The sequence below is a fragment of the Brevundimonas sp. AVps7 genome (assembly GCF_058681545.1).
The window spans coordinates 143086-166191 of the sequence record NZ_CM178742.1 but is presented as its reverse complement, the minus strand read 5'-3'; the positions used below and the strand labels follow the sequence as shown (position 1 = coordinate 166191).

Below are 23106 nucleotides of genomic sequence, written 5' to 3'. Positions count from 1 at the left end.
CTCCGGGACCGAAGCATGAAGCGTCTAGCCCCCCTCTCTTCTGGAGTGGCCGCCCTTGGCCTCGTCGTTCTTTCCGGCTGCGCGTCCAGCCCGGGCGGCCCGATGGGAGGCCCCGGCGGACCAGGCGGCTTCGGGGGTCCCGGAGGTCCCCAGGGACCGAGGCCCGGCCTGTTCGTCAGCCCTTTCGGTGAACTGTTCTTCTCCGAGCCGGGCGAGCCCTGGCCTGTCGCGGCCTGGGTCTCGGGCGCCGACGCCGACAGCGACGGCCGGTTGACGTTCGAGGAATTCACCGCCGACGGCGTGCGTCGGTTCCGGGCCCTCGACACCCGCCGTGACGACCGGCTGACCCCCGACGAGATCGCCGCCTACGAACAGGACCTTGCGGAAGCCCGCGCGCGTCTGCCGGGCATGGAGGGCGGGAGCCGCGGGCCCGGACGCCGTCTGCAGGGCTTCGGCGGCGGCATGGCGCTGGGCGTCGCGGAACCCGCCCAGCAACAGGGCAGCCGCAGCGGTCCGCGCCAGCGCGCGCCGACCGGACCTCTGGCCTACGGCCCGATCGCCGCGGCGGGCTTCTTCAACTATCCGCAGCCGGTCAAGGCCGCCGATCTCGACACCAACCAGACCGTGACGGCCCAGGAATGGGCCCAGGCGACGGACCGCTGGTTCATCGCGCTCGACACCGATCAGGACGGCGCCCTGACCCTGGCGACCCTGCCGCGCACGCCCCTCCAGCAGATGATGGATCGGCCGCGTTAGTCGAGCGAAGGTTTGCCGCGGCCGCTCTTGATCGTCGCGCGTCCCGACTTGGCCTGAAGGCGACGTTCCTTCGACGCCCGCGTCGGGCGGGTCGGCACGCGGTAGGTCGGGGCGACCGAGGCCTTGTCGACCAGCTCCTGAAGTCGCTCGATGGCGTCGGCGCGGTTGCGCTCCTGGGTCCGATAGCGGACGGCGGTGATCAGGATGACGCCGTCGAGCGTCAGCCGGCTGCCCGCCAGCTTCATCAGCCGCTCGCGAACGGGCTCGCGCAGCGAGGGCGAGTTCTTCGCGTCGAACCGCATCTGCACGGCGGTCGAGACCTTGTTGACGTTCTGGCCGCCCGGCCCGCCGGCGCGGTAGAAATGGAACTCCAGCTCGCTCTCGGGGATGGTGGTCATCGCTCCCCCTGTACTGGAAAGGCCCGCTTGGCCCGGACCACGGCCTGATCCAGCGCCTGCAGGAAGGCCGAGCGGTCCCTGGGCCCGAACGGCGGCGGTCCGGAGGTGGCGACGCCCATGGACCGCAGGTGTTCGCCCACCATGCGCCCCGCCAGCGCCGAGCCGATCGAGTCCGCCGTGAAAGGCTGGCCGTTCGACTTCAACGCCTGGGCGCCGGACTTCAGGCAGCGGTCGGCCAGAGGGATGTCCGCGGTGACCACGATGTCGCCCGGTCCCGCGCGTTCGGCGATCCAGTCGTCGGCGATGTCGGGGCCCGCATCGACGACGATCTGTTCAATCCATTTTTCGCGCGGCGTGTTGATCCAGCTGTTGGACACCACGAACACATGCAGGCCGTAGCGGGCCGCCACGCGATAGACCTCGTCCTTCACCGGACAGGCGTCGGCGTCGATGAAGATGCGGGGGGCGGAGGGTGGGGGCGGGATCATGCCCGGCCCCATATCACTGTCCGTAGGCGACCGGCATCCCCCCGGCCTGACGTCCGCCGTTGCGATAGCGATCGCGCAGCAGGATCTGGCGGCTGGTCAGGGACTGTTCCTGGCCGTTGATGAACTCCGCCGTCACCGAGGACATCGGCTCCAGCGGATCGCCGGACCAGACGACCACATCGGCCGCCGCGCCCGCGCGCAGTTCGCCGAACTGGCCTTCCATGCCGAAGATGCGCGCCGGGTTGACGGTCAGGGCCGCGATCGCCGCCTCGAACGGCAGGCCGTGGGAGACGGCGTTGCCGGCGTTGTAGCGGGCCTCACGAGCCCGATGGACCGAACCCTCGTTACCCTTGATAGCGATGACCACACCGGCCGCGTTCAGGGCCGCCGCATTCTCCATCCGCGCCGCCCGGGTCTCGAGATTGCCCGGCAGGTTGGAGATGGGGTTCAGCAGGACCGGCACGTCAGCGGCTGCGATGTCGGCGGCGACCAGCCAGCCCTCCTCGGCGCCGTCGAGGATCAGCCTGACCCCCTCCTCGCGGCCGAGACGCAGGACCTGCTGAATGTCAGCCGCGCGGTGGACGGTGACGATCAGCGGCATGGTCCCGTTGGCGACCGGGATCAGGGCCTCCAGATCGGCGCGCGACAGGGAGAGGTCGCGCAGCCCCGCCCGGTCATAGGCGGCCTTGTTGCGGGCATAGAGGCGGACCTCGGCGAGCGTCTCCCGGAACTGGGTGAACTCGGCGCCGCGCGCGCCCCCGGCGACGCCCGCTCCGGCCTCGCCGAACGGCGCGACCATGGCCACGCGCGGCTGGACCAGAATGTCGGTCCCGGCGGCCAGATGGATGACCGAGGCCGTGCCTGCGAACAGGCCGGGCGACTGGAAGCCGCTGTCGCCGGCGCCGGCGAAGTCCGAGTCGTCCTGATGCTGGTGACCGCCCGAGCCGCCCGGATGGTTGGGTACGACGATGGCGCGGGTGATGCCGCCCAGACGCGCGACCGGAATGGCGATCGACCAGGGGTCGAGGCCGTAGCTGACGTCGAACGAGGCCGAGATGGTGTTGGCCGAGTTGGACTGATCATCGGACCCGTCGACGGACGAGATCTCGGTCAGGCCGAGGCCCGAATCGACCGCCACAAAGCCGGGCGTGACGATCTTGCCGCGCGCGTCGATGACGCGGGCGCCGGCCGGGGCCGCGCCGGTCCCGACCGAGACGATCCGGCCGCCGGAGATGACGACGGTGCCGTTCTCGATCACCGAGGTTCCGGTCAGGACCCGCCCGCCGGTGATCGCGGTCACCTGCTGGGCCAGAGCGGGCATGGCCGACAGGGCGAGTGCGGTCAGGGAGATGAGTGCAAGACGGCGCATCAGCGGGCTCCCGGAGCGATGTTGGCGGCGGCGATGCCGAAGCCGGGCTGGCCCAGCTCGTAGTCGGAGACCGGCTGATAGCGCGGATCCATGCGGTCGAAGGTCAGGGCGCCATCGATGAAGACCTGATCGGCGCGGGCGTAGACCGAGAACGGGTTGGCGCTCCAGATCACCACGTCGCCGCGCTTGCCGGCCTCCAGAGACCCGGTCTCGTCGCCGATGCCGATCGAACGGGCGGCGTTGGAGGTGATCCAGCTGATCGCATGTTCCTCCGAGATATTCAGACCGGCGCGGCGGCCGGCGGCAAGGGCGGCGGCGACCTCCTGGTTCAGGCGCTGGGTCAGCTGGGCGTCGTCGGAGTGGATGACGGCGCAACCGCCCTCGGCGGCGTCGACCAGGGCGGCGTTCTCCTCGACCGCGTCGAGAGCCTCCATCTTGAAGCCCCACCAGCCGGTCCACATGTCGGCGCAGACACCGGCGGCGGCCAGTTGCGGCGCGATCTTGTAGGCCTCGATGGCGTGGTGGAAGGCGGTGACGCGGTAGCCGAACTCATTGGCGATATCGAGCATCACCATCATTTCGTCGGCGCGGTAGCAGTGGTTCTGGACCAGGATCGATCCGTCCAGAACGCCCGCCAGGGTCTCGTTCTGGAGGTTGCGTGTCGGAGGCGAGCCCTCGCCCGTCTCGCGCCACTTGTCCCATTTGTCGCGATAGTCCTGGGCGGCGATGAAGGCGGCGCGATAGCCGGCGACATTGCCCATGCCGGTGGCGGGGCTCTGGTTGCGGCCGCCGTAGACGCGCGAAGGGTTCTCGCCGCAGGCCATCTTCACGCCGTAGGGGGCGCCCGGGAACTTCATCCCCTGCATGGTGATCGACGGGATGTTGCGCACCGTCACCGAACGGCCGCCGAACAGATTGGCCGAGCCGGGCAGGATCTGGAGTGTGGTCACGCCGCCGGCGCGCGCGGTGTTGAAGCCGGGATCCTGTGGCCAGATCGAATGTTCGGCCCAGACCTGGGCGGTGTTCGGGCTGGTCGCCTCGTTGCCGTCGCTCATGCCGCTGACGCCGGGCGAGGGATAGACGCCGAGGTGGGAGTGCACATCGATGACGCCCGGGGTCACGTAGCGGCCGCGCGCGTCAACAACGCGATAGCCGGCGGGCACGGGCGTCGAGGCCGGGCCCACGGCCTCGACCTTGCCGTCCGACATCAGGACGACGCCGTTCTCGATCTTCTGGTCGGTCCCGGTCAGAACCGTGCCGCCGACGATGGCGACATTGTCGCGCGGCAGGGGCTGATAGGTCGAGGGATAGGGGTCGAGGTTGGCCGCATAGTCGAGGCCTCGCGCCATCGTGCGATCGGTGGAGGCGCCGCTGTTCGACCCGTCGGCCGCGGGCGGACTGGCCGTATCCGTGGTGGCGCAGCTGGCCAGCGCGAGCGCGCAGGCGACGACGGCGAGGCTGGGCCCCCGCAAGGCGTAACGGATCATGGATGGACGCTCCCCTGTCGCGCCGACGGCGCGGAACGGGGCGGATTACAAAAGCGTCGCAAGCCGTCCGTCAAAGGCGGAAACATTACATTCCTGTAAGGCGCGCGCGGAGCGCCTCGTCATCGACGCCTTCGATCTCGATCATCTTCAGCCGCGACTGTCCGCCACGCGCCAGGGACACGGACGAGCGCGACACGCCGAGCGATTTCGAGAGCAGCAGGATCAGGGCGGCGTTGGCCTCGCCCTCGACCGGGCGGGCGCGAACGCGGACCTTCAGGACCGGACGCCCCTCGGCGTCCACGTCCCAGCCGTCGATGCGGTCGGCGGCCGAGCCGGGCGTGAGGCGAACGGCCACACGCCCGGACTTTTCCCTAGCCAAGCGCGGCCATGAGTTCCGGCACGACGGTCTTGTAGTCGCCGACGATGCCGTAGTCCGCGACCTGGAAGATCGGGGCGTCGGCGTCCTTGTTGATGGCGACGATGATCTTGGAGTCCTTCATCCCGGCCAGGTGCTGGATGGCGCCCGAGATGCCGATGGCGATGTAGAGTCCCGGAGCCACGACCTTGCCGGTCTGTCCGACCTGGTAGTCGTTGGGGGCGTAGCCGGCGTCCACGGCGGCGCGCGAGGCGCCGACAGCGGCGCCCAGCTTGTCGGCAAGGGGCTCGATCACGGCGTGGAACTCCTCGGCCGACCCCAGGGCGCGACCGCCGGAGACGACGATCTTGGCGGCGCCGAGTTCGGGGCGGTCCGACTTGACCATCTCCTCGCCGACGAACGAGGCCTTGCCGGCATCGGTCCCGGTCACGGTCTCGACCGGGGCCGAGCCGCCTTCAGCGGCGGGGGCGAAGGCCGTCGGGCGAACCGTGATGACCTTCTTGGCGTCCGACGACTGGACGGTCTCCAGCGCGTTGCCGGCGTAGATCGGACGCACGAAGGTGTCGGCCGAGACGACCTCCACGATGTCGGAGATCGGGGCGACGTCCAGCTTGGCGGCGATGCGCGGCATGAAGTTCTTGCCGTCCATCGAGGCCGGCGACAGGACGGCGTCGTAGCCGCCCGCCAGACCCACGACGGTCGCGGTGACGGCCTCGGCCAGCTGGTGACCCAGCTCGCCGCTCTCGGCCAGCAGGACCTTGCGCACGCCGGCGATCTTCGCGGCCGCATCGGCGGCGGCCTTGGCGCCGGAGCCCACGACCAGGACGTCGACGTCGGAGGACAGGGCGAGGGCCGCGGTCACGGTCTTGTTCGTTGAGTCGCGGACGGCCGAACCGTCGTGGTCGGCGATGACGAGGACGGCCATCTACAGGGCTCCCGCAGTCTTGAGTTTGGACACCAGTTCGGCCGCGTCGGCGACCTTGATTCCGGCCGAGCGGGTCGGCGGAGCCGTCACCTTGACCACCGTCAGGCGGTTGGCCGTATCGACGCCGTAGTCGGCGACCGCCTTCATGGCGATCTCCTTCTTCTTGGCCTTCATGATGTTGGGCAGGGAGGCGTAGCGCGGCGTGTTGAGGCGCAGGTCCACGGTGACCACGGCCGGCAGCGTCGCCGACAGGGTCTGGTTGCCGCCATCCACTTCGCGCGTGACCTTGGCGGCGCCGCCGGCGATCTCGATCTTCGCGGCGAAGGTGGCCTGGGGCCAGTCGAGAAGGGCGGCCAGCATCTGGCCCACCGCATTGTTGTCGCCGTCGATGGACTGTTTGCCCATCAGGACCAGGTCCGGCTTCTCTTCGGCGACGACAGCCGCCAGCAGCTTGGCGACGGCCAGGGGCTCAAGGTCGGCGTCGGACTGGATCAGGATGCCGCGGTCGGCGCCCATGGCCAGGGCCGTGCGAATGGTTTCCTGGGCCTGGGTCACGCCGATGGAGACGACCACGATCTCGGTCGCGGTGCCGGCGGCGTGATGCTCCTTGCCCTCTTTCAGACGAACGGCCTCTTCGACGGCGATTTCGTCGAACGGATTCATGCTCATCTTGACGTTGGCCAGATCGACGCCGGTCTGGTCCGCCTTGACGCGGGCCTTGACGTTATAGTCGATCACCCGTTTGACGGGGACGAGAACCTTCATTTTATGCAGTCCTGGGATCGCCGGAATGTTGCGGCAGGGAATGGAACGGGCGAAGGAGCCTGTCAACGTAACGCGACGTGAACTTCGGGCGTCGCCGGGATGAGATTTCGATGAACCGCTTCCTGACCATGCGCCGCCTGTCGATCCTGTTCTTCGGCCTGTTCGCCGTCCTGGTCGCCGGAGCCTTCGCGTTCCAGCGCTTCTATGTCGCGCCGGCCGAGGCCTGCGAACGGACGGGGCGCTGGTGGTACGAGGAGGGACGGGAGTGCGTTCAGCCGATCTATCTTCCGAACATCACCGGCCGCCCGGCGGGCGTGACGCGGGCCGAGGCCTCGGACGAGCAGAACCGCGAACTTCTGGCCATCGAGGACCGTCTGGCCGCCGAGAAGGCGGCCCGGACCGCCGCCACCGAGCGCGACCGCGCCGACTACGCGGCCAAAACCGGCAAATGATCTAGACGGCGGCGTCGAACAGGGCGTCGCGGGCGATATCGGGACGCAGCATCGGGAAGAAATGCGTCCCGCCGGCCACGGTCTCGACCGAGACCCGCGGCAGGCCGCGTGGCGAGGCCTCGACCGCGCAGGTCGAGTGGGTCTCCGCCTTCAGGATACGGACCGGCCGGCCGCAATCTCGCATCGCCTTCCACGGGTCGTGCCCCTGGGCTGAATAGTTGGAGGCCTCCCACTCAGGGGGACAGGTCAGTCCGAACCCGTCGCCGTGCTCGGTCAGGCCCGCCCCGAGATAGTCGATCAGCATGATGTCGGACCAACCCTTGAAGGCGCCTCGCCCGCGATAGGCCGCCAGCGCCTGTTCCCGGCTGTCGAACCGCGCCCGACGCCTGAGCGCGCCTTTCACCAGCGGGATATGGCCGGGAAGCCGGTTCAGAAGCGGCAGATGCAGCGCCGCCACCATCCAGCGCTTCCAGACGACCGGATCGAGGGCGACCACTTGCGAGACCTTCTGCGGTCGTTCGGCCGTCGCGAGGATGGCGCTGGTGGCACCCATCGAATGGCCGGCCATGACCACCGGCGGTCCGTCCAGGCTGTCGAGCAGTGAGACGAGGTCGTCGCGATGATCCTGCCAGCCCTTTCGGCCGGTCGTGATCGGCAGGGTGGTCGCCCCGTGCCCCCGCAGGTCCGGGGCGAGGATGCGCAACGAGGAGGCCAGAGGCGCCAGGATCGACCGATAGGTGGCCGCGTTGAACCCGTTCGCGTGGCAGAAGATCAGATCGACAGGCCGCTTCGGGTCGCCGAAGTCCAGCACCGACATGTCTCCGCCGCCCCATCGGTTGTCGATGGGCACGGTCATGCGGCGGGGCGGGGAGAGCCGGGCAGCGTCCATATCCGGAACCTAGGGAGCCGAAGGCCCCGACGCCAGCGCGGATGAGCCTGTGCGGCGATGCGACTTGCGGCCTATGCCGCGACTCGACATGCCGGGCATCGGCCGTGACCTTCGATCGTGGTGCGTTCCAGTGCATAGCCGGCGGCGATGGCGGCCTGTTGCAGGGCCTCGCCCTCGGGCGGGGTGACCTCCTCGGTCGCGCCGCAGCAGTCGCAGATCAGGAAGGCGGCGGCGTGAGCGCGGTCCCCGACCGAACAGGCGACATAGGCGCTGATCGAGGCGATGCGGTGGGCCATCCCGGTCTTCTCGAGAAATTCCAGGGCGCGATAGACGGTCGGCGGCTTGGCGGCGACGCCGTCCACGCCGTAGCGGGCGATCAGGTCATAGGCCTTTACCGCCTCGCCCGCCTGCAGCAGCAGTTCCAGCACCCGTCGGCGCGGCGCGGTCATCCGCTCGCCCTGTTGCACGCAACGCGCCTCCGCCGAAGCCAGGGCGCGTCCGATCTGTCCGGCGTCGAGGCCGGTCTCGCTGTGCGCGTGGTCGCAGTGGGAGGCCATGTCCTTCAGCTAAGCCGCCTCGACGCCCATCGCAACCGTGGCCGCTTGACTATGCGTGATGTTATCTCATAACACTTCGCCTCCTCCTCCCTGAGAGTTCGCCATGCGTCCTGTTTGCCTGTCCCGTTCCGCCGTCCTCGTCGCCGTCGCCTGGGGCGCCCTCGCCGGCGTCGCCTCGGCCCAAAGCGCACCGGGACAGGACGCCGACGCGGTTGAGGACGTCATCGTCACCGGCCGCCCCTTCGGCGTGACCGGCAACGCCAGCCTGATCGCTGTGGATGTGATGGACGAGGAAGCCCTGGCCGTCGCTCCGGTCCAGACCCTGGGCGACCTGGTCGCCGGCCTGCCGGGCGTACGCTCGTCCAGCTTTGCGCCGGGCGCCAGCCGTCCGGTGATCCGGGGCCTGTCCGGTCCGCGCGTCCAGGTCCTGACCAACGGCCTCGGCATGATCGACGCCTCGGCCGTCTCGCCGGACCACCAGGTCGCAGTGGACCCCGCCGAGGCCAACCGCATTGAGGTCGTGCGCGGCCCATCCACCCTGACCTTCGGCGGCTCGGCCATCGGCGGGGTGGTCAACATCCTGGACGAACGCATCCCGACCCATGCGGTCGAGGGCGGCGTCGACGGCCATGTCTCGACCCAGTACTCCAGCGTCGACGACGGCTATGGCCTCGGCGCGCGTCTGGCGGCCAATGCGGGTCCCTTCGTCTTTACCGTCGACGGCTTCCGGCGCGACAGCGGCGACTACGACATCCCCGGCTCGGCCATCTCGCAGCGTCTGGCGACCGCCGAGAGCGTGGCCCGCGACAACGCCGGGACCGTGGTCAACTCCTTCGCCGAGATCGAACAGGTCGGGGCCGGCGTGTCCTATGTGGACGATCGCGGCTTCGTCGGGGTCTCGATCAAGAACACCCGATCCAACTACGGCACCGTGGCCGAGCCCGAGGTCTCCATCGATCTGGAACAGACCCGCTACGACTTCCGCGCCAGACGCGACCTCGACACCGCCTGGTTCCAGTCGTTCAGCCTCTCGGCAGGTTACGCCGACTATGAGCACACCGAATTCGAAGGCCCCGAGGTCGGCACCATCTTCCAGTCCTCGGGCTATGAAGGCCGGGCCGAACTGATCCAGCGCCAGCGTGACGGCTGGCAGGGCGTGGTCGGGATCCAGGTGCTGGATCGCGACTTCGACGCCATCGGCGAGGAGGCCTTCGTCCCCGCCACCTCCATCAAGGAAACGGGCCTCTACACCGTCCAGCGGCTGGACCTCGGCAGCTACGGCTTCGAGGGCGGCCTGCGGTACGACCGCCGAGAACTGTCGGCCACCCCCATCGACGGGGCGTCGCAGATCACCCGCGAGTTCGACAACTGGTCCGCCTCGGGCTCCGTCTTCGTCAAGCCGGCGCAGGGCCTGTTCCTGGGCTTGAGCCTGTCGTCGAGCGAGCGCGCGCCCAGCGAGGTCGAGTTGTTCGCCGACGGCGTCCACGTGGCCACCGCCGCCTATGAGCTGGGCGACCCGACGCTGGATTCCGAGAAGGTCCTGACGCTGGAAGGCACGGTCCACCTGTCGCGCGGCGCCCTCGACGGCGACCTGCACGTCTATCGGGCGAAGTACGACGGCTTCATCGACCAGCGCCCGACCGGCGCCGATTTCGACTTCGACGGCGAGCCGTTCCCGATCTTCGCCTATGTCCAGACCGACGCGACCTTCACCGGCTTCGAACTGGAGGGCGACTACGCGCTGTGGGAATCCGGGGAGCGCAGCCTCAAGCTCGGCGCCGCCGCCGACTATGTGAAAGCCGACACCGACCTGGGCCCGGCCGCGCGTATCCCGCCGTATTCGATCACTGGCCGCCTGACCTGGACCGACGCCAACTGGGACACGCAGCTGGAGGTCCGCCACGTCGGCGAACAGGACGAGACCGCCGCCTTCGAACTGCCGACCGACGGCTACACGATGATCAATCTGTCGGGCTCGGTCCGGCCGTTCTCGGACCGGAACGTCACCGTCTTCGCCGAGGCCCACAACCTGACGGACGAGGAGGCGCGGGAACACGCCTCCTTCCTGAAGGACATCGCGCCCCAGGCCGGACGGAACCTGCGGGTCGGCGTCACCTACCGGTTTTAAGCCAGACAGGTGCGCCGGTTTGCGGCGGCGGGCCGGTTCCGCTAGAAGGCCCGCCTTTCCGTCATTCCCAGAGCTCTCGCGTTCATGACCGACACCACTGCACCCCAAGACGCCGGCCTCGACGGCAATGTCCTGTTCTACGGCAAGCCCGAGCCGCTCTCGAGCGACCTGCACGGCAAGCTGGGCGTCAACCCGGTCGACAAGCCCTACGCCTTCGTCGCCCAGTCGCACGTCGTGCCGCTGACCGTGACCGAGTTCGCTCCGGCCGCTCTCAGCTACCCGGTCGTCTTCCTCGGCGACTCGAAGCAGCCGGTCGCCGTCATGGGCCTGCGCCAGTCCGAGAACCTGTATGTGACCGCTACGGGCGACTTCCGCCCCGAGGCCTACATTCCGGCCTATGTCCGTCGCTATCCGTTCGTCTTCGCCAACGACCCGCAGAACCAGCGCCTGATCCTGTGCATCGACCGCGACGCGCCCTTCATCGTCGAAGGCGGCCAGGCTCCCCTGTTCAACGACGGCAAGCCCTCGGACTACGTCAACCAGGCCATGGAGTTCTGCAACAACTTCGAGCAGGAGCGTCAGCGCACCGACAGCTTCGTCAAACTGCTGACGGACCTGGACCTGTTCGACGTCCGTGAAGCCGTCTTCACCCCCCGCAACGAGCGCGGCGAGCCGGGTCAGCCCCAGAAGCTGGCCGACTATTTCGCCGTCTCGGAAGAGAAGCTGAAGGCCCTGCCGGCCGAGAAGCTGGTCGAACTGCGTGACAACGGCGCCCTGGGCCAGATCTACGCCCACCTGGTGTCGCTGCTCGGCTGGGACCGCCTGATCGCCCTGGCCTTCCAGCGCGCGAACGAAAACGGCGAGATCGTCAACGGCGAAGTCGTCGCCGGCAACGCCTGATCCAGGGCTTGGTGAGTAGGGCTTAGGTCTTGGAAGCGCTTCGCTTGCCAAGCCCTAAGCCCCAGGCCCTAATTCCTACCTGCGAACGAACACGCCCCGCGTCAGGCAGGAAAACACCAGCCGACCGCCCTCGTCGAGCAGGTCGTGCTGGGCGATGACGATGCCCTTCTCGTCGCCCACGGGGTCCTTGCCCATCACCGTCATCCGCCCACGCAGCAACTCGCCCGAAGGCGGATTGCGCATGAACCGCAGGCCGTCGACGGCCAGCAGTTTCGACTGGGCCCAGCCGGCGGCCTTGTCGGACGCCAACCGGCTCCACAACGCATAGACCAGGGCGTCAGGCGCGCCGTAGGCCGGGTCCCAGCCGGGCGCGAAATGCGCCACGAACAGCTCGATCGCCGCCTCGTCCACGGCGCAGGCGCCGAGCTGAAGCACCTGACCGACCTCGAGATCCTCGAAATGGGTGTGGAGCGGATCGCTCATCAGGCCGGTTCTTCCGAGACGCGGACGAGCAGCTTGCCATCGTGGTCGCCCGTGAACAGCCGGTTCAGCGACGTGACGGCGCCTTCCAGGCCATTGTCGACGTGGACCTTCCACTGAACCTTGCCTGACGCCAGCCAAGGGCCGACCTCGGCGATGAACTCTTTGGCGCGCGGCGAGTAATCCATGACCAGGAAGCCCTGCATGGTCATCCGGTGGGTGATCAGGCGGCTGAGGTCCGGAGACGGCGGGCGTTTGGTGGCGTTGTAGGCCGAGACCATGCCGCAGACGGCCATCCGCGCGTGGATGTTCAGCCGGTTCCACACCGCGACCATGATGTCGCCGCCGACGTTCTCGAAATTCAGGTCGACGCCATTCGGAGCCAGCCGGTCCAGCGCCTGGCCGACGTCCTCGTTCTTGTAGTCGATGGCCGCATCGAACCCGAGGTCCTCGGTCAACCAGCGGCATTTCTCGGGCCCTCCGGCGATGCCGATGACATGGGCGCCCTTCTGCTTGGCGATCTGGCCCGCGATCGAGCCGACCGCGCCGGCCGCTGCCGAGATGACCATGACCTGGCCAGGCTCGGGCTTGAGCACCTGGGTCACGCCCGCCCAGGCCGTCAGTCCGGTCATGCCGAGCACCGACATGTTCGCCGTCAGCGGTATGCCCGGCGCGCGATGCACGCGGCTGACGCCCGTATCCGGCACCACGCCATAGTCGCTCCAGCCGCCCATGGCCGTGGTGACGAGGTCGCCTTCCCTGAACTTTTCGGACTTCGACTGCTCGATGACGCCCAGCGTCAGGCCCCGCATGACGTCGCCGAGGCCGACGGGCGGCAGATAACCGACCGCGTCGTTCATCCAGGTTCGGTTGGTCGGATCCAGCGACAGATAGACGGTGCGGACCAGAACCTCGCCGTCCTTGAGGTCCGGCACGACGTTGGAGACCAACTCGAGATCGTCGTCCTTGATCAGGCCTTGGGGCCGCTGGCGCAGCACCCACTGGCGGTTCGTCAGGGTCATGGCGTCGTCTCCGGTTGGTTTCTTTTGCAGACCCGCATCATGGCCCAGCCTGCGGACAAGGCAAAGAAAAAGCCGATCCCATCGGGACCGGCTTGAAGTGGCATCATCGAGAATGAGGCGTGGAGACGGCAGGACCAGCTGTGGCCGGTCCAAGTCGGGGGGGCGTCGCCGTCTCCACGAATTGAGAACGGCGGCATCCGGGAACCGTTCCCCGGTTCGGCGACTTTTTTCGCCCTTCGCGTGACGGGCGGCCCGCACGGAACGGCCACGCTGGCCGAAGCGTTGTCCAAACCTGAGTTTTCATCGTCGAAAGGCAGCGCCATGACCCACCACGATCCCCATTCCGAAGCGGCCGACGCGGTTCATGAGGGCCGCCCGGTGGATGCCCAGTATGTTCGAGGCGCCCGGCCGGGCAAACGCATCCTGGTGCTGCTGGTCGTCTCGGCGGGCGCTGCGGCGATCCTGCTGCTGGGCATGTGGTTCGTCTCCAACGGCGGCTTCGCGACCACCAACGCCAACACGGGAGATCAGGCCGTCGATACGGCCGCGTTCGATAACTCCGGTCCCCCGACGCCCACCCCGCCCACCAACTCCACCGGCCAGCCACCCGCTCAACCGGCCAACTGATCACCAGACAGGAAGAAGCCCCGCCGGATCGCTCCGGCGGGGCTTTTCACTGGCTGTCAGATAGACGCCTGAACTCAGGCGGCTTCCTTCTGGCGCGTCGGGTGGAAGAACAGGGCCTGGCTGATCGCCGCCTTCACCGTTTCCGGCTGGAAGGGCTTGGTGATGAGGAAGGTCGGTTCCGGACGCTCGCCGGTCAGCAGGCGCTCCGGGAAGGCGGTGATGAAGATCACCGGCACGTCGAACTTCTTGAGGATGTCCTTGACCGCATCGATGCCCGACGAGCCGTCGGCCAGCTGGATATCGGCCAGGACCAGACCCGGACGGTGACGGGCGACGGCGTCGACGGCCTCGTCATGGGTCGTGGCGGTGGCGGTGACATTGTGCCCCAGCTCGCGGACCAGGCTCTCGATGTCGGCGGAGATGATGGCCTCGTCCTCGATAATCAGAACGTCGGTGGCCAGTTCGGCGTCGATCTCGGCCTGGGCGTCGCCGATCAGTCGTTCGACGGAATGGGCGTCCGCCGACAGGATCTGGGCGGCCTCGGACGGGGTGAACCCTTCCAGGGCGGTCAGAAGGAAGGCCTGGCGCGAGCGCGGGGCGATCCGCATCAGGCGGCTTGAGGCGTCGTTCTGCCCCTCGAGGCCGCTGGCGTCTTCCAGCTGGGCGCCGGTCGTGGACCAGATGGTGTGAAACACATGGTACAGCGCCACGCGCGGCGTCATGTCCGGTGACAACTGGCGTTCGCCGGCGGCCAGGGCCTCGAGCGCGACGCGCACATAATTGTCGCCCGTCGCCTGATCCCCGGTGAGGGCCCGCGCGTAGCGGCGGACGTAGGGCAGGTGCGGCGCGAGTCTGGCCAGTAGGCTCATCTAGGTATTCCCCGACAAATTTCGACATTGCGCGCCGTTCATGGCGGCTCGCTTGGCGGATCGAACGTATCACTACCGCCACGGTTCCCGACGCATCTGATTTAGCTTCACCATAAAATCAGCTAGCCACGGAACTGGCGTTCGTCAGCGACGTTGACCGGCTGAACAATGAGCCCGGTTGCATAGAGCCGGCCCAGACGCGTGAATGAGATCAACGATTGGCGGCGCAGACATACATGATCGACTCTTCGGACTCCGGGCGTAAGTCCAACCCCGCCCGGCCGGGCGCCGAGCCGCCGCTTGAAGAAGCGCGCCTGCGTCAGCAGGCCATCGGCGTGAAGCTGCGTCACATGTTCGACGAGGTCGTCAACGAGCCGGTCCCGGACGAGTTTCTGGAAATCCTGCGCCGCGCCGACCAGCGCAAGACCGATGAGAACAAGGCGTGAGCGTCTCAGGTCGTTCGACTGCGCCCAAGCCTCCCTCCGCCGACGACGAAGGGTTCAAGCGCGAACTCGTCCAGCTGATTCCGCACCTGCGCGCCTTCGCCCGCACACTGACCGGAGATCCGACCGCCGCCGACGACCTGGCGCAGGACGCCATGATGAAGGCCTGGGATGCCCGCGCCTCCTATCAGATGGGCACCAACATGAAGGCCTGGACCTTCATGATCCTGCGCAACCAGTTCTACTCGGAGAAGCGCCGGTCGTGGCGGTCGTCCCAGCTGGACCAGGAGGCCGCCGAACGGACCCTGGTCGCCGTCGACGACCCGGAGGCGCCCGTCGCCCTGGACGAACTGCGTCAGGCCCTGAACACCCTGCCCGAAGAACAGCGCGAAGCCCTGATCCTCGTCGGCGCGGGCGGCTTCGCCTACGAAGAGGCGGCCGAGATCTGCCAGTGCGCCGTCGGCACGGTGAAAAGCCGCGTCAGCCGCGCGCGCAAGGCGCTTCAGGCCACGCTGGAGCGCGGCGGCTACGGCCGTGACGGCCGTGCGGCCGGCGACGCCATGCGCTCCATCCTCGCCGACGCCGACCGGTTGAGCGGCGCGCGACAACAAGGCTGATCATGGTTCCGAACGGGCCCGCGCGGGGCCGCATCGCCCGGCGCGCCGCCTCATCCTTCGGACGGCTCTGGGCCCGCGGGGTCGGCAAACCACGAGTGCAGGGCATCCGCTTCCGACTGGGCCTGGCGATGGCCATTGCCCTCTTGCCGATCCTGCTGCTCGGCGCCGTCCAGGCCCAGGTCGAGTTCCGCCGTCAGGCCGAGGATCGCCGCGCCGACCTGCAGTTCGCGGCCGAGCGCACCACCGAGGCGGCCCAGTTCCGACTCGACGCCGCCGCCGCCTTGCTGTCGGCAATGGCGCCCGAAGCCTCCGCGCCTGTCTGCGGCCCTCGCCTGGCCGGCCTCGTGCAGCGTCTCGACGACTACGGGGCCCTCTACCGGGTCGGTACGGGCGGTCAGATCGTCTGCGATTCCCGGCCTACGCCGCTGGTCGCCGCCGGCCCGGTCTTCGCCAATGAGACCTGGTTCCAGCGGTTGAGGGGGGGCGAGGAGGTCGCCCTGGCGCGCGCGTCGTCAAACCTCAGCGACACTCCGGCCCTGGTGATCGGCGTCCGTTGGGAACGCCCCCGCGGCGTGTTCGCCGGAGCCATGGCGGCGATCCTGCCCCTGGCCGAACTGCAGCCCGACATCACCGACCCCGCCCTGCCCGAGGACGCCGAGGCAGCCCTGACGGACGCCAGGGGACGCGTCCTGGTCTCCACCGACATCCGCGCCTTCACCTTCGATGAAGGCCCCGGCCTGCTGGGCTGGGTCGAGCGGGCCCGGGAAGGCCGGTACTCGGTGTTCGAAGCGGACACCTCCGATGGAGAGCACCGTGATTACGCCGGCGCAGCCCTGGCCGGGCGCGACGTCTATGTCGTGATCTCCGCGCCCTCGCCTGGCCTTCTCTCATGGGCGCGGCTGAATCCGATCGGCGTCCTCCTCCTGCCGTTGGCCGCCTGGCTCACCGCGTTTGCGGCGGTCATGCTGGTGTCCGAGCGGATCGTGGTGCGCTGGCTCGACTATCTGGAACGGATCGCCGCCCTCTACGCCCGCGGCCGCTATTCCGTCCGTCCGGTCCAGGCCGCCCAGGCGCCCGCCGAGATCCGTCGCCTCGCCCAGACGCTCGACGAACTGGCCGAGGCCATCGCCGCCCGCGACCGGTCGTTGAACGAGAGCCTGTCGGAGAAGGACGCGCTGATGCGCGAAATCCATCACCGGGTGAAGAACAACCTGCAGATCATCTCGTCGCTGCTGTCGATGCAACAGCGCGCCCTGAAGGACGAACCGGCCAAGGCGGCGCTGGGCGACACGCGCCAGCGCATCTCGGCCCTCGCCCTGATCTACCGCACCCTCTACCAGTCCGACGACATCCGCCACGCCGATGCGCGCGAGTTCATGACCGAGCTCGTAGGCCAGATGGTGGCCTCGGAATCCGGGCGCGGTTTCACCGTCACCTCCTCGATCGACGCCGACAGTCTGGTTGTCGATCCCGACAAGCTGGCCCCTCTGGCCCTTTGGCTCGTCGAGGCCATCAGCAATGCCCAGAAACATGCATTCGCCGGTCGCGGCGGGGCGCTTCAGGTTCGCTTCCGTGTCCACGGCGACACCTCGACCCTGGAGGTCCAGGACGATGGCCCGGGCTCGTCCGACGAGGCGGTCCGCAGCGGGGTAGGCCGCACCCTGATGGGCGCCTTCGCCAAACAGCTGCGCGGCGAGGCTGAACTTCTGCCCGCCCCCGGCGGCGGCACGATCGCGCGCATGGTCTTCACCACGCCCGAAGCCGTCGTGCCGACCAACCCCGACGATCTGAAACCCAGCGACGCCAGGGTGACCCCCGGAACTCTCAGCCGCACATCGCGTTGATCTCCCACAGGGCGGGCCTCCTCTCCGCCCGCGAGTTTCAGGAGTTTCCCATGCGCAAGATTTTCGTACTGATCGCCGCCGCCGCCGCCCTGACCACCGCCGCCTGCAACACCATCTCGGGTGTTGGTCGTGACACCTCGGCCGCAGGTCAGGCCGTCACCGGCGCCGCGGAAGAAGCCAAGAACTAACCCCGTTCCGGACCGCAGCTCTTCGGAGATGCGGAAGGGTGAAGAAGGCCCGCTGGTCCCCCCGTCCAGCGGGCCTTCGCTTGTCCGGGTGTGATGAGCGGGAGGCGGTCAAGCTTCGCAGGCCGGCGCGCTCTTGTCCGCTTGCCCTCGCGCGAACCGCCGCTAGGCTGGTGTGAAAGGCGTCCGGCAGACGACGCCCGGGCTCAGAGGCGGGGAAGACGATGACCGAAACGACCACCGAACACGAGGTCGAAGGCCCCGGCCTGAACACCGTCGTCGCGGCCTCCGCCGCCGGCACGGCGTTCGAGTGGTACGACTTCTTCATCTTCGGCTCGCTGACGACCATCATCGCGCGGCATTTCTACGCCGATGTCGGCGAGGCCACCGCCTACATCCTGGCCCTGCTGACCTTCGGCGTCGGCTTCGTCGTGCGGCCGCTGGGCGCCCTGGTGTTCGGCTGGTTCGGGGACAAGACCGGCCGCAAGACGACCTTCCTCGTCACCATCTCCCTGATGGGGGTCGCCACCGTCGCGATCGGCCTGCTGCCTGACTATGGCCAGATCGGCATCCTCGCACCGATCCTGCTGTTGACCATGCGGGTCCTGCAGGGTTTCGCCCTCGGCGGTGAATACGGCGGGGCCGCGATCTATGTCGCCGAGCACGCCCCGGCCCGCAAGCGCGGCTTCCTCACGGGCTGGATCCAGACCACGGCCGCTATCGGTCTGATCATGGCGCTGTCCGTCATCCTGATCACCCGCTGGATCCTGGGGACCGAGGCCTTCGACGCCTGGGGCTGGCGCATCCCCTTCCTGCTGTCCTCCTTCCTGCTCGGGATCAGCCTGTGGATCCGGCTGAAGCTGCACGAGAGCCCGGCCTTCAAGCGGATGGTGGAGGAGAGCACCGAACGTCAGGCGCCCTTCCGCGAAAGCTTCGGGACCTGGAAGGTCGGCAAGTTCGTGCTGATCGCCCTCGTCGGCATCATGTTCGCCCAGGGCGCCGTCTGGTACGCGGGCTATTTCTACACCCGCTTCTTCATGGAACGGGTGCTGAAGGTCGAGGTGGCGACGGTCGATCAGTTGATCCTGGCCATCACCGTGGCCTCGGCCTTCCTCTATGTCTTCTTCGGCTGGCTGTCGGACCGGGTGGGGCGAAAGCCGGTCATGATCGGCGGCATGGTCCTGTTCCTGCTGGCCATTTTCCCCGGCTTCCACGCCCTGACCAATGCCGCCAACCCGGCGCTGGCCCAGGCCCAGGCCTCATCGCCTGTCACTGTCATCGCCGATCCCGCCACCTGCGCGGTTCAGTTCGATCCCGTCGGCAAGACCGCCTTCGCCTCCTCCTGCGACCTGGCCAAGAACGTCCTGTCCAACGCGGGCGTCAGCTACGACAACCTCGCCGCCGAGCCCGGATCGGTCGCCGCCGTCCGTATCGGCACGGTCGAGGTCGCCTCGCTCGAGGGGACCGGTCTCGACGCCGTCGCCCTGAAGGCCGCCCGCACCGACGTCGACACCCGCATCAAGGCGGCTCTGACCGAGGCCGGCTATCCGGCGAAGGCCGATCCTGATCAGATCAACCTGCTGGCCGTCTTCGCCATCCTGATGGTCTTCATGGTCGCGGCCACCGCCGTCTACGGCCCCCAGGCTGCCGCCCTGGTCGAGCTGTTCCCGACGCGGGTGCGCTACACGGCGATGAGCCTGCCCTACAATGTCGGCACCGGCTGGGTCGGGGGCCTGCTCCCCGCCGCCAGCTTCGCCCTCGTGGCCTGGTCGGGGAACATCTATTTCGGCCTCTGGTATTCGGTCGGCTTCACCGCCGTCGCGGCGGTGGTCGCCTTGCTGTTCCTGCCGGAGACGAAGGGCCGCGACCTGCATACGATCGGCGACTGACGCGCAGACTGGACTGCCGTCACGGAACGCAGCCAAATCCGGCGACGGGGCTTTCATCACGGGTCCCGCCTCGCCATCTGATGGCGGTCGAAATCCGGAGCGTTTCCCATGAACACCGCCGCCCGTACCGCCGGCCTCAAGCTCCTGCGCGAGCAGGCCTTCATCGCCGGAGAGGCGATCCCGGCGGGCGCTGACGGCATCGCCGTCGATGACCCGGCGACCGGCGAGATCATCGGCCATATCCCGGACCTCGGCGCCCGTGAGACCGAGCGCGCCATCCAGGCCGCGCATGACGCCTTCCCCGACTGGTCGCGCTCCGACCCGCACAGGCGCGCGAAGTTCCTGCGCGACTGGGCCGCCCTGATCGACGAGAACACCGAGGGCCTCGGCGCCCTGATGGCCATCGAAAACGGCAAGCCGTTCGAGGAGGCCAAGGGCGAGGTGACCTACGCCAACGGCTTCATCAAATGGTTCGCGGGAGAGGCCGAACGCATCCTCGGCGAGACCCAGGACAGCCCGCTGGGCCACGTCATCCTGACCTTCCGCGAGGCCGTCGGCCCCTGCGCCCTGATCACCCCGTGGAACTTCCCGGCGGCCATGCTGACCCGGAAGCTCGGTCCCGCCTTCGCCGCCGGCTGCACCGCCGTGGTCAAGCCGGCCTCCCAGACACCCTTCACCGCCATTGCGCTCGCCGAGCTCGCCTACAAGGCAGGTCTGCCTAGGGGCGCGCTCAGCGTCATCACCGGCGACGCGGCGACCATCGGCGGCGTCCTGACCGCCTCCCCCCTGATCCGCAAACTGTCCTTCACCGGCTCGACGCCCGTGGGCAGGAAGCTGGCCGAGCAATGCGCCCCGACCCTGAAGCGGGTGTCGATGGAGCTGGGCGGCGCCGCCCCCCTGATGGTGTTCGAGGACGCCGATCTCGACCTCGCCGTGTCCGAGACCATCAAGGGCAAGTTCCGCAACTCCGGCCAGACCTGCGTCTGTCCCAACCGCGTCTATGTCCAGGCCTCGGTCGCCGAGGCCTATGCGGCCAAACTGGCGGCGGAAGTCGCGAAGATCCCCGTCGGCTCCGCCTTCGAGGACGGCGTGAAGGTCGGCCCCCTGATCGAGGACAAGGCCATCGCCAAGGTCGAGGATCACCTGAAACGCGTCCAGGCCTCGGGCGGCAAGGTCCTGACCGGCGGCGCGCGTCACGCGCTGGGCGGCCGCTTCTTCCAGCCGACCGTGACCCTGGGCGGCGACGACGAACTGTTCCGGCACGAGGAGACCTTCGGCCCCCTGATCCCCGTCTTCCCCTTCGACACCGAGGAAGAGGCGCTGACCAAGGCCAATGACTCGGAGTTCGGCCTCGCCTCCTACCTGTTCACCCGGGACCTCGACCGCGCCATGCGCATCGGCCGCCGGATCGAGGCGGGCATGATCGGAATCAACACCGGCCTGATCTCCACCGCCGTCGCCCCCTTCGGCGGGGTCAAACAGTCCGGCTACGGCCGCGAAGGCTCGACCCACGGCATTGAGGAATATGTCGACATCAAACAGGTCACGCTTGCGTTGAAATAGGGGGCCCGGACATGACCCGACGGCTGAAACCTCTGGTCTGGCCGGCCGCACTCCTGATCGCGGCCGGCCTGACGGCCTTGCTGGCCGATACGACGACACGATCGGTCGAAACGGTGACCCTCTACGGCATGATCAAGCTGGTCAGTGATCTGGTGCTGATGATCGCGATGAGCTGGCTGGTCGTCGCTGTCGTCACAGTCCTCCGCAGCCGCCATCGGTCCTGATCGCTCCGGATCTGAAAACCGCCGGTCATTGACCGACGGAATCCGAGCCGCATGATAGCCGACTTGCGTCAGAGGGCCTTGCGACATGACCGACAGCACGACAGCGGCGATCCCGACGCGCCAGGCGGATCGGATCGGCGAGATCGACATCATTCGCGGCCTCGCGCTGTTCGGCGTGCTGTGGATGAACCTGAACAGCAACGCGGAGTTCGCCGTCCCCCCGCAGGTGCTGGCCGCCTTGCCGACGGCCGGGCTCGATCGCTGGATCGGTCTGGTGGGAGACTGGCTGGCCCAGGGCAAGGCGCAGTGTCTGTTCTCGATCCTGTTCGGCTTTGGATTCGCCATTCTGAGCCACAGGGCCGAGGCGAGGGGCATCGATAGCCGCGCCCTCTATCTGCGTCGGGTCCTGATCCTGCTGGTCATAGGACTGGCCCATCTGTTCCTGCTCTGGATGGGCGATATCCTGCATGCCTATGCGCTGATGGGTCTGGCGCTGATGCTGACACGGCGCTGGCCGTCCCGCCTGCTGCTGATCCTCGGACTCGTCCTCGCCCTGGGCGCTTTGACGACCGCCATCGCCTGGTATGTGGTCGTGACGCCGCGCGGCAGTCCGCCCGACTTCGTCGCACTGCAGGCCGCCGGGACCGCCCGTCGGTGGCCGGTCTTCATGGGCCACGACTACAGCGCCGTGGTCCGGGAGTTGTGGCTCGCCAACGGCCGGGAGTTCTACCTCACCGCCATCGGGCCGGCCTTCCTGGCCACCGTCCTGGGGCGTTTCATGCTGGGCAGCTGGCTGTTCCGGCAAGGCTGGATGCAGGACACCGCCCGGTATGCCGCCGCCTTTCGCCGGGTCGCGCCGTGGCTGCTGGTCATCGGCCTGGGTCTGGCGGCCGTGGCGCCCGGCATCGACCTGGCCGGTCTTCGCCTTCCCCGCTGGGCCCAGATTCCCAGGACGCTGGTGGATGAGGCGAGCCAACTGGTCCTGGCGCTCGGGTATGCCGCGGGGATCGTCGTCCTGTGCCAGACGACAGTCTGGCGCCGGCTGCTGTCAGGCCTGGGCGCCGCCGGTCAGATGGCGCTGACCAACTATCTGACCCAGAGCCTCGTCTTTGTGTTCGTGCTCTACGGCCTCGGTCTGGGCTGGCTGAAATATGCCGGACCGACCTTCTGCCTGGCGCTCGCCCTCGTCGTTTACGCCGTCCAGATCGTGATCAGTCGGTGGTGGCTGGCGCGGTTCCGTTTCGGTCCGGCGGAATGGCTCTGGCGCTCGGCCACCTATGGACGATGGCAGCCTCTTCTCCGGGCGGAAGCCTGAATCGCCCCCCAAACAGCGCGCGTCAAACCGGCAGCGCCCCCCGCTTGACCACTGTCCGCATCGCGACACTGGACGACACCCGCGTCACCCCCGGAATGGTCGTCAGCGCTCTGGCGTGAACCCGCTCCAGATCGTCGACGTCGCGCACCACCAGCCGCAGCAGATAGTCCGACCCGCCGGTCATCAGATAGCATTCCACCACCTCCGGCACGCCTGTGATCGCCGTCTCGAACGCCGTCAGGGCGCTCTCGGCCTGGGACGACAGGGTGACGGTGACGAAGACGCTGATCGGCAGGCCCACGGCCCGCTCGTTGATGATCGCGGCATAGCGGCTGATCACCCCCGCCCCCTCCAGCGCCCGCAGCCGACGCAGGCAGGCGCTCTCGGACAGGGCGACCGTCCTGGCCAGCTCGGTATTGGTCATCCGCCCGTCCGCCTGCAGCGCACGGAGCATCTTTCTGTCGGTCGCATCGAGAGCGACGGCGGAAACGGTCTTCATGGGGCCATCCAGCGCAAGTTTCTGCGACTTTATGCCGAT

Annotated in this window: 26 protein-coding genes; 13 read left to right on the top strand and 13 right to left on the bottom strand. The window is 68.3% G+C overall.

Annotated features, from left to right (window positions below; all coding sequences use genetic code 11):
* The first annotated feature begins 15 nt into the window (after nt 1-15).
* Complete coding sequence (locus ACW17Y_RS00875; RefSeq protein WP_492036902.1) at nt 16-756, top strand: hypothetical protein; 741 nt, start codon at nt 16-18, stop codon at nt 754-756.
* Here ACW17Y_RS00875 and arfB read toward each other — a convergent pair.
* The 7 genes from arfB to ACW17Y_RS00840 all read right to left on the bottom strand — a co-directional run bounded on the left by arfB (nt 753) and on the right by ACW17Y_RS00840 (nt 6564).
* Nucleotides 753-1154, bottom strand: a complete 402-nt coding sequence (gene arfB, locus ACW17Y_RS00870; protein ID WP_492036901.1) for an alternative ribosome rescue aminoacyl-tRNA hydrolase ArfB — start codon at nt 1152-1154, stop codon at nt 753-755. The two genes, ACW17Y_RS00875 and arfB, sit on opposite strands and share 4 nt — an antisense overlap.
* On the bottom strand, nt 1151-1642 hold the full coding sequence (locus ACW17Y_RS00865; protein ID WP_492036900.1) for a YaiI/YqxD family protein: 492 nt from the start codon (nt 1640-1642) through the stop codon (nt 1151-1153). Before ACW17Y_RS00865 ends, arfB begins: the two co-directional genes overlap by 4 nt.
* Before the next feature lie 13 nt (nt 1643-1655).
* The gene (locus ACW17Y_RS00860; protein ID WP_492036899.1) at nt 1656-3011 is read right to left on the bottom strand and encodes an amidohydrolase family protein; all 1356 of its coding nucleotides are present in this window, start codon (nt 3009-3011) and stop codon (nt 1656-1658) included.
* Nucleotides 3011-4498, bottom strand: coding sequence for an amidohydrolase (locus ACW17Y_RS00855; RefSeq protein WP_492036898.1), 1488 nt, complete (start codon nt 4496-4498; stop codon nt 3011-3013). The genes ACW17Y_RS00860 and ACW17Y_RS00855 overlap by 1 nt, the downstream gene beginning before the upstream one ends.
* Nucleotides 4499-4583: 85 nt before the next feature.
* On the bottom strand, nt 4584-4853 hold the full coding sequence (locus tag ACW17Y_RS00850; protein WP_492036897.1) for a DUF167 family protein: 270 nt from the start codon (nt 4851-4853) through the stop codon (nt 4584-4586).
* Nucleotides 4854-4869: 16 nt separating this feature from the next.
* The gene (locus ACW17Y_RS00845; protein ID WP_492036896.1) at nt 4870-5799 is read right to left on the bottom strand and encodes an electron transfer flavoprotein subunit alpha/FixB family protein; all 930 of its coding nucleotides are present in this window, start codon (nt 5797-5799) and stop codon (nt 4870-4872) included.
* Nucleotides 5800-6564, bottom strand: a complete 765-nt coding sequence (locus tag ACW17Y_RS00840; protein WP_492036895.1) for an electron transfer flavoprotein subunit beta/FixA family protein — start codon at nt 6562-6564, stop codon at nt 5800-5802.
* A 110-nt stretch (nt 6565-6674) separates the two neighbouring features.
* Here ACW17Y_RS00840 and ACW17Y_RS00835 point away from each other — a divergent pair, with 110 nt between their 5' ends.
* Entirely contained in the window at nt 6675-7016 is a 342-nt protein-coding gene (locus ACW17Y_RS00835) for a hypothetical protein (protein ID WP_492036894.1), read from the top strand.
* A gap of 1 nt (nt 7017) precedes the next feature.
* On the opposite strand, the gene ACW17Y_RS00830 is transcribed toward ACW17Y_RS00835, so the two are convergent.
* Nucleotides 7018-7905 (bottom strand): alpha/beta fold hydrolase, encoded by an 888-nt coding sequence (locus ACW17Y_RS00830; RefSeq protein ID WP_492036893.1) that lies wholly within the window; start codon nt 7903-7905, stop codon nt 7018-7020.
* A gap of 71 nt (nt 7906-7976) precedes the next feature.
* Nucleotides 7977-8462 carry a transcriptional repressor gene (locus ACW17Y_RS00825; protein ID WP_492036892.1) on the bottom strand — a complete coding sequence of 162 codons (486 nt, stop codon included), beginning with the start codon at nt 8460-8462 and terminating at the stop codon, nt 7977-7979.
* Nucleotides 8463-8565: 103 nt separating this feature from the next.
* Here ACW17Y_RS00825 and ACW17Y_RS00820 point away from each other — a divergent pair, with 103 nt between their 5' ends.
* Both ACW17Y_RS00820 and ACW17Y_RS00815 read left to right on the top strand, forming a co-directional pair.
* Nucleotides 8566-10590: a TonB-dependent receptor gene (locus ACW17Y_RS00820; protein ID WP_492036891.1), complete on the top strand. Its 2025-nt coding sequence runs from the start codon at nt 8566-8568 to the stop codon at nt 10588-10590.
* A gap of 84 nt (nt 10591-10674) precedes the next feature.
* Complete coding sequence (locus ACW17Y_RS00815; protein WP_492036890.1) at nt 10675-11490, top strand: SapC family protein; 816 nt, start codon at nt 10675-10677, stop codon at nt 11488-11490.
* A 75-nt stretch (nt 11491-11565) separates the two neighbouring features.
* Here ACW17Y_RS00815 and ACW17Y_RS00810 read toward each other — a convergent pair whose 3' ends face one another.
* Nucleotides 11566-11973, bottom strand: a complete 408-nt coding sequence (locus ACW17Y_RS00810) for a MaoC family dehydratase (protein ID WP_492036889.1) — start codon at nt 11971-11973, stop codon at nt 11566-11568.
* Nucleotides 11973-12992, bottom strand: a complete 1020-nt coding sequence (locus ACW17Y_RS00805; protein WP_492036888.1) for an NADP-dependent oxidoreductase — start codon at nt 12990-12992, stop codon at nt 11973-11975. Before ACW17Y_RS00805 ends, ACW17Y_RS00810 begins: the two co-directional genes overlap by 1 nt.
* Before the next feature lie 321 nt (nt 12993-13313).
* Here ACW17Y_RS00805 and ACW17Y_RS00800 point away from each other — a divergent pair, with 321 nt between their 5' ends.
* A complete protein-coding gene (locus tag ACW17Y_RS00800) occupies nt 13314-13619 on the top strand; it encodes a hypothetical protein (RefSeq protein WP_492036887.1) in 306 nt (101 codons plus the stop codon).
* A 74-nt stretch (nt 13620-13693) separates the two neighbouring features.
* Here the strand turns inward: ACW17Y_RS00800 and phyR are convergent, their stop codons facing one another.
* A complete protein-coding gene (gene phyR / locus ACW17Y_RS00795; protein ID WP_492036886.1) occupies nt 13694-14488 on the bottom strand; it encodes an anti-anti sigma factor/receiver protein PhyR in 795 nt (264 codons plus the stop codon).
* A gap of 236 nt (nt 14489-14724) precedes the next feature.
* On the opposite strand from phyR, the gene nepR reads away from it, so the two are divergent.
* From nepR to ACW17Y_RS00755, 8 genes are all read left to right on the top strand, one after another.
* Nucleotides 14725-14934, top strand: a complete 210-nt coding sequence (nepR, locus tag ACW17Y_RS00790; RefSeq protein WP_492036885.1) for an anti-sigma T factor NepR — start codon at nt 14725-14727, stop codon at nt 14932-14934.
* Nucleotides 14931-15548, top strand: coding sequence for a sigma-70 family RNA polymerase sigma factor (locus ACW17Y_RS00785; protein WP_428151458.1), 618 nt, complete (start codon nt 14931-14933; stop codon nt 15546-15548). The genes nepR and ACW17Y_RS00785 overlap by 4 nt, the downstream gene beginning before the upstream one ends.
* A 2-nt stretch (nt 15549-15550) precedes the next feature.
* On the top strand, nt 15551-17392 hold the full coding sequence (phyK, locus tag ACW17Y_RS00780) for a sensor histidine kinase PhyK (RefSeq protein ID WP_492036884.1): 1842 nt from the start codon (nt 15551-15553) through the stop codon (nt 17390-17392).
* A 50-nt stretch (nt 17393-17442) separates the two neighbouring features.
* Nucleotides 17443-17580 (top strand): entericidin A/B family lipoprotein, encoded by a 138-nt coding sequence (locus tag ACW17Y_RS00775; RefSeq protein WP_303696671.1) that lies wholly within the window; start codon nt 17443-17445, stop codon nt 17578-17580.
* 221 nt (nt 17581-17801) lie between these two features.
* Nucleotides 17802-19466 (top strand): MFS transporter, encoded by a 1665-nt coding sequence (locus ACW17Y_RS00770; RefSeq protein ID WP_492036883.1) that lies wholly within the window; start codon nt 17802-17804, stop codon nt 19464-19466.
* Between the two features lie 108 nt (nt 19467-19574).
* Entirely contained in the window at nt 19575-21029 is a 1455-nt protein-coding gene (locus ACW17Y_RS00765) for an NAD-dependent succinate-semialdehyde dehydrogenase (protein WP_492036882.1), read from the top strand.
* 11 nt (nt 21030-21040) lie between these two features.
* Nucleotides 21041-21253, top strand: a complete 213-nt coding sequence (locus tag ACW17Y_RS00760) for a hypothetical protein (protein ID WP_492036881.1) — start codon at nt 21041-21043, stop codon at nt 21251-21253.
* Nucleotides 21254-21338: 85 nt separating this feature from the next.
* Nucleotides 21339-22568: a DUF418 domain-containing protein gene (locus ACW17Y_RS00755; protein WP_492036880.1), complete on the top strand. Its 1230-nt coding sequence runs from the start codon at nt 21339-21341 to the stop codon at nt 22566-22568.
* A 22-nt stretch (nt 22569-22590) separates the two neighbouring features.
* On the opposite strand, the gene ACW17Y_RS00750 is transcribed toward ACW17Y_RS00755, so the two are convergent.
* Nucleotides 22591-23067 (bottom strand): Lrp/AsnC family transcriptional regulator, encoded by a 477-nt coding sequence (locus tag ACW17Y_RS00750; RefSeq protein ID WP_492036879.1) that lies wholly within the window; start codon nt 23065-23067, stop codon nt 22591-22593.
* Between the last annotated feature and the right edge of the window lie 39 nt (nt 23068-23106).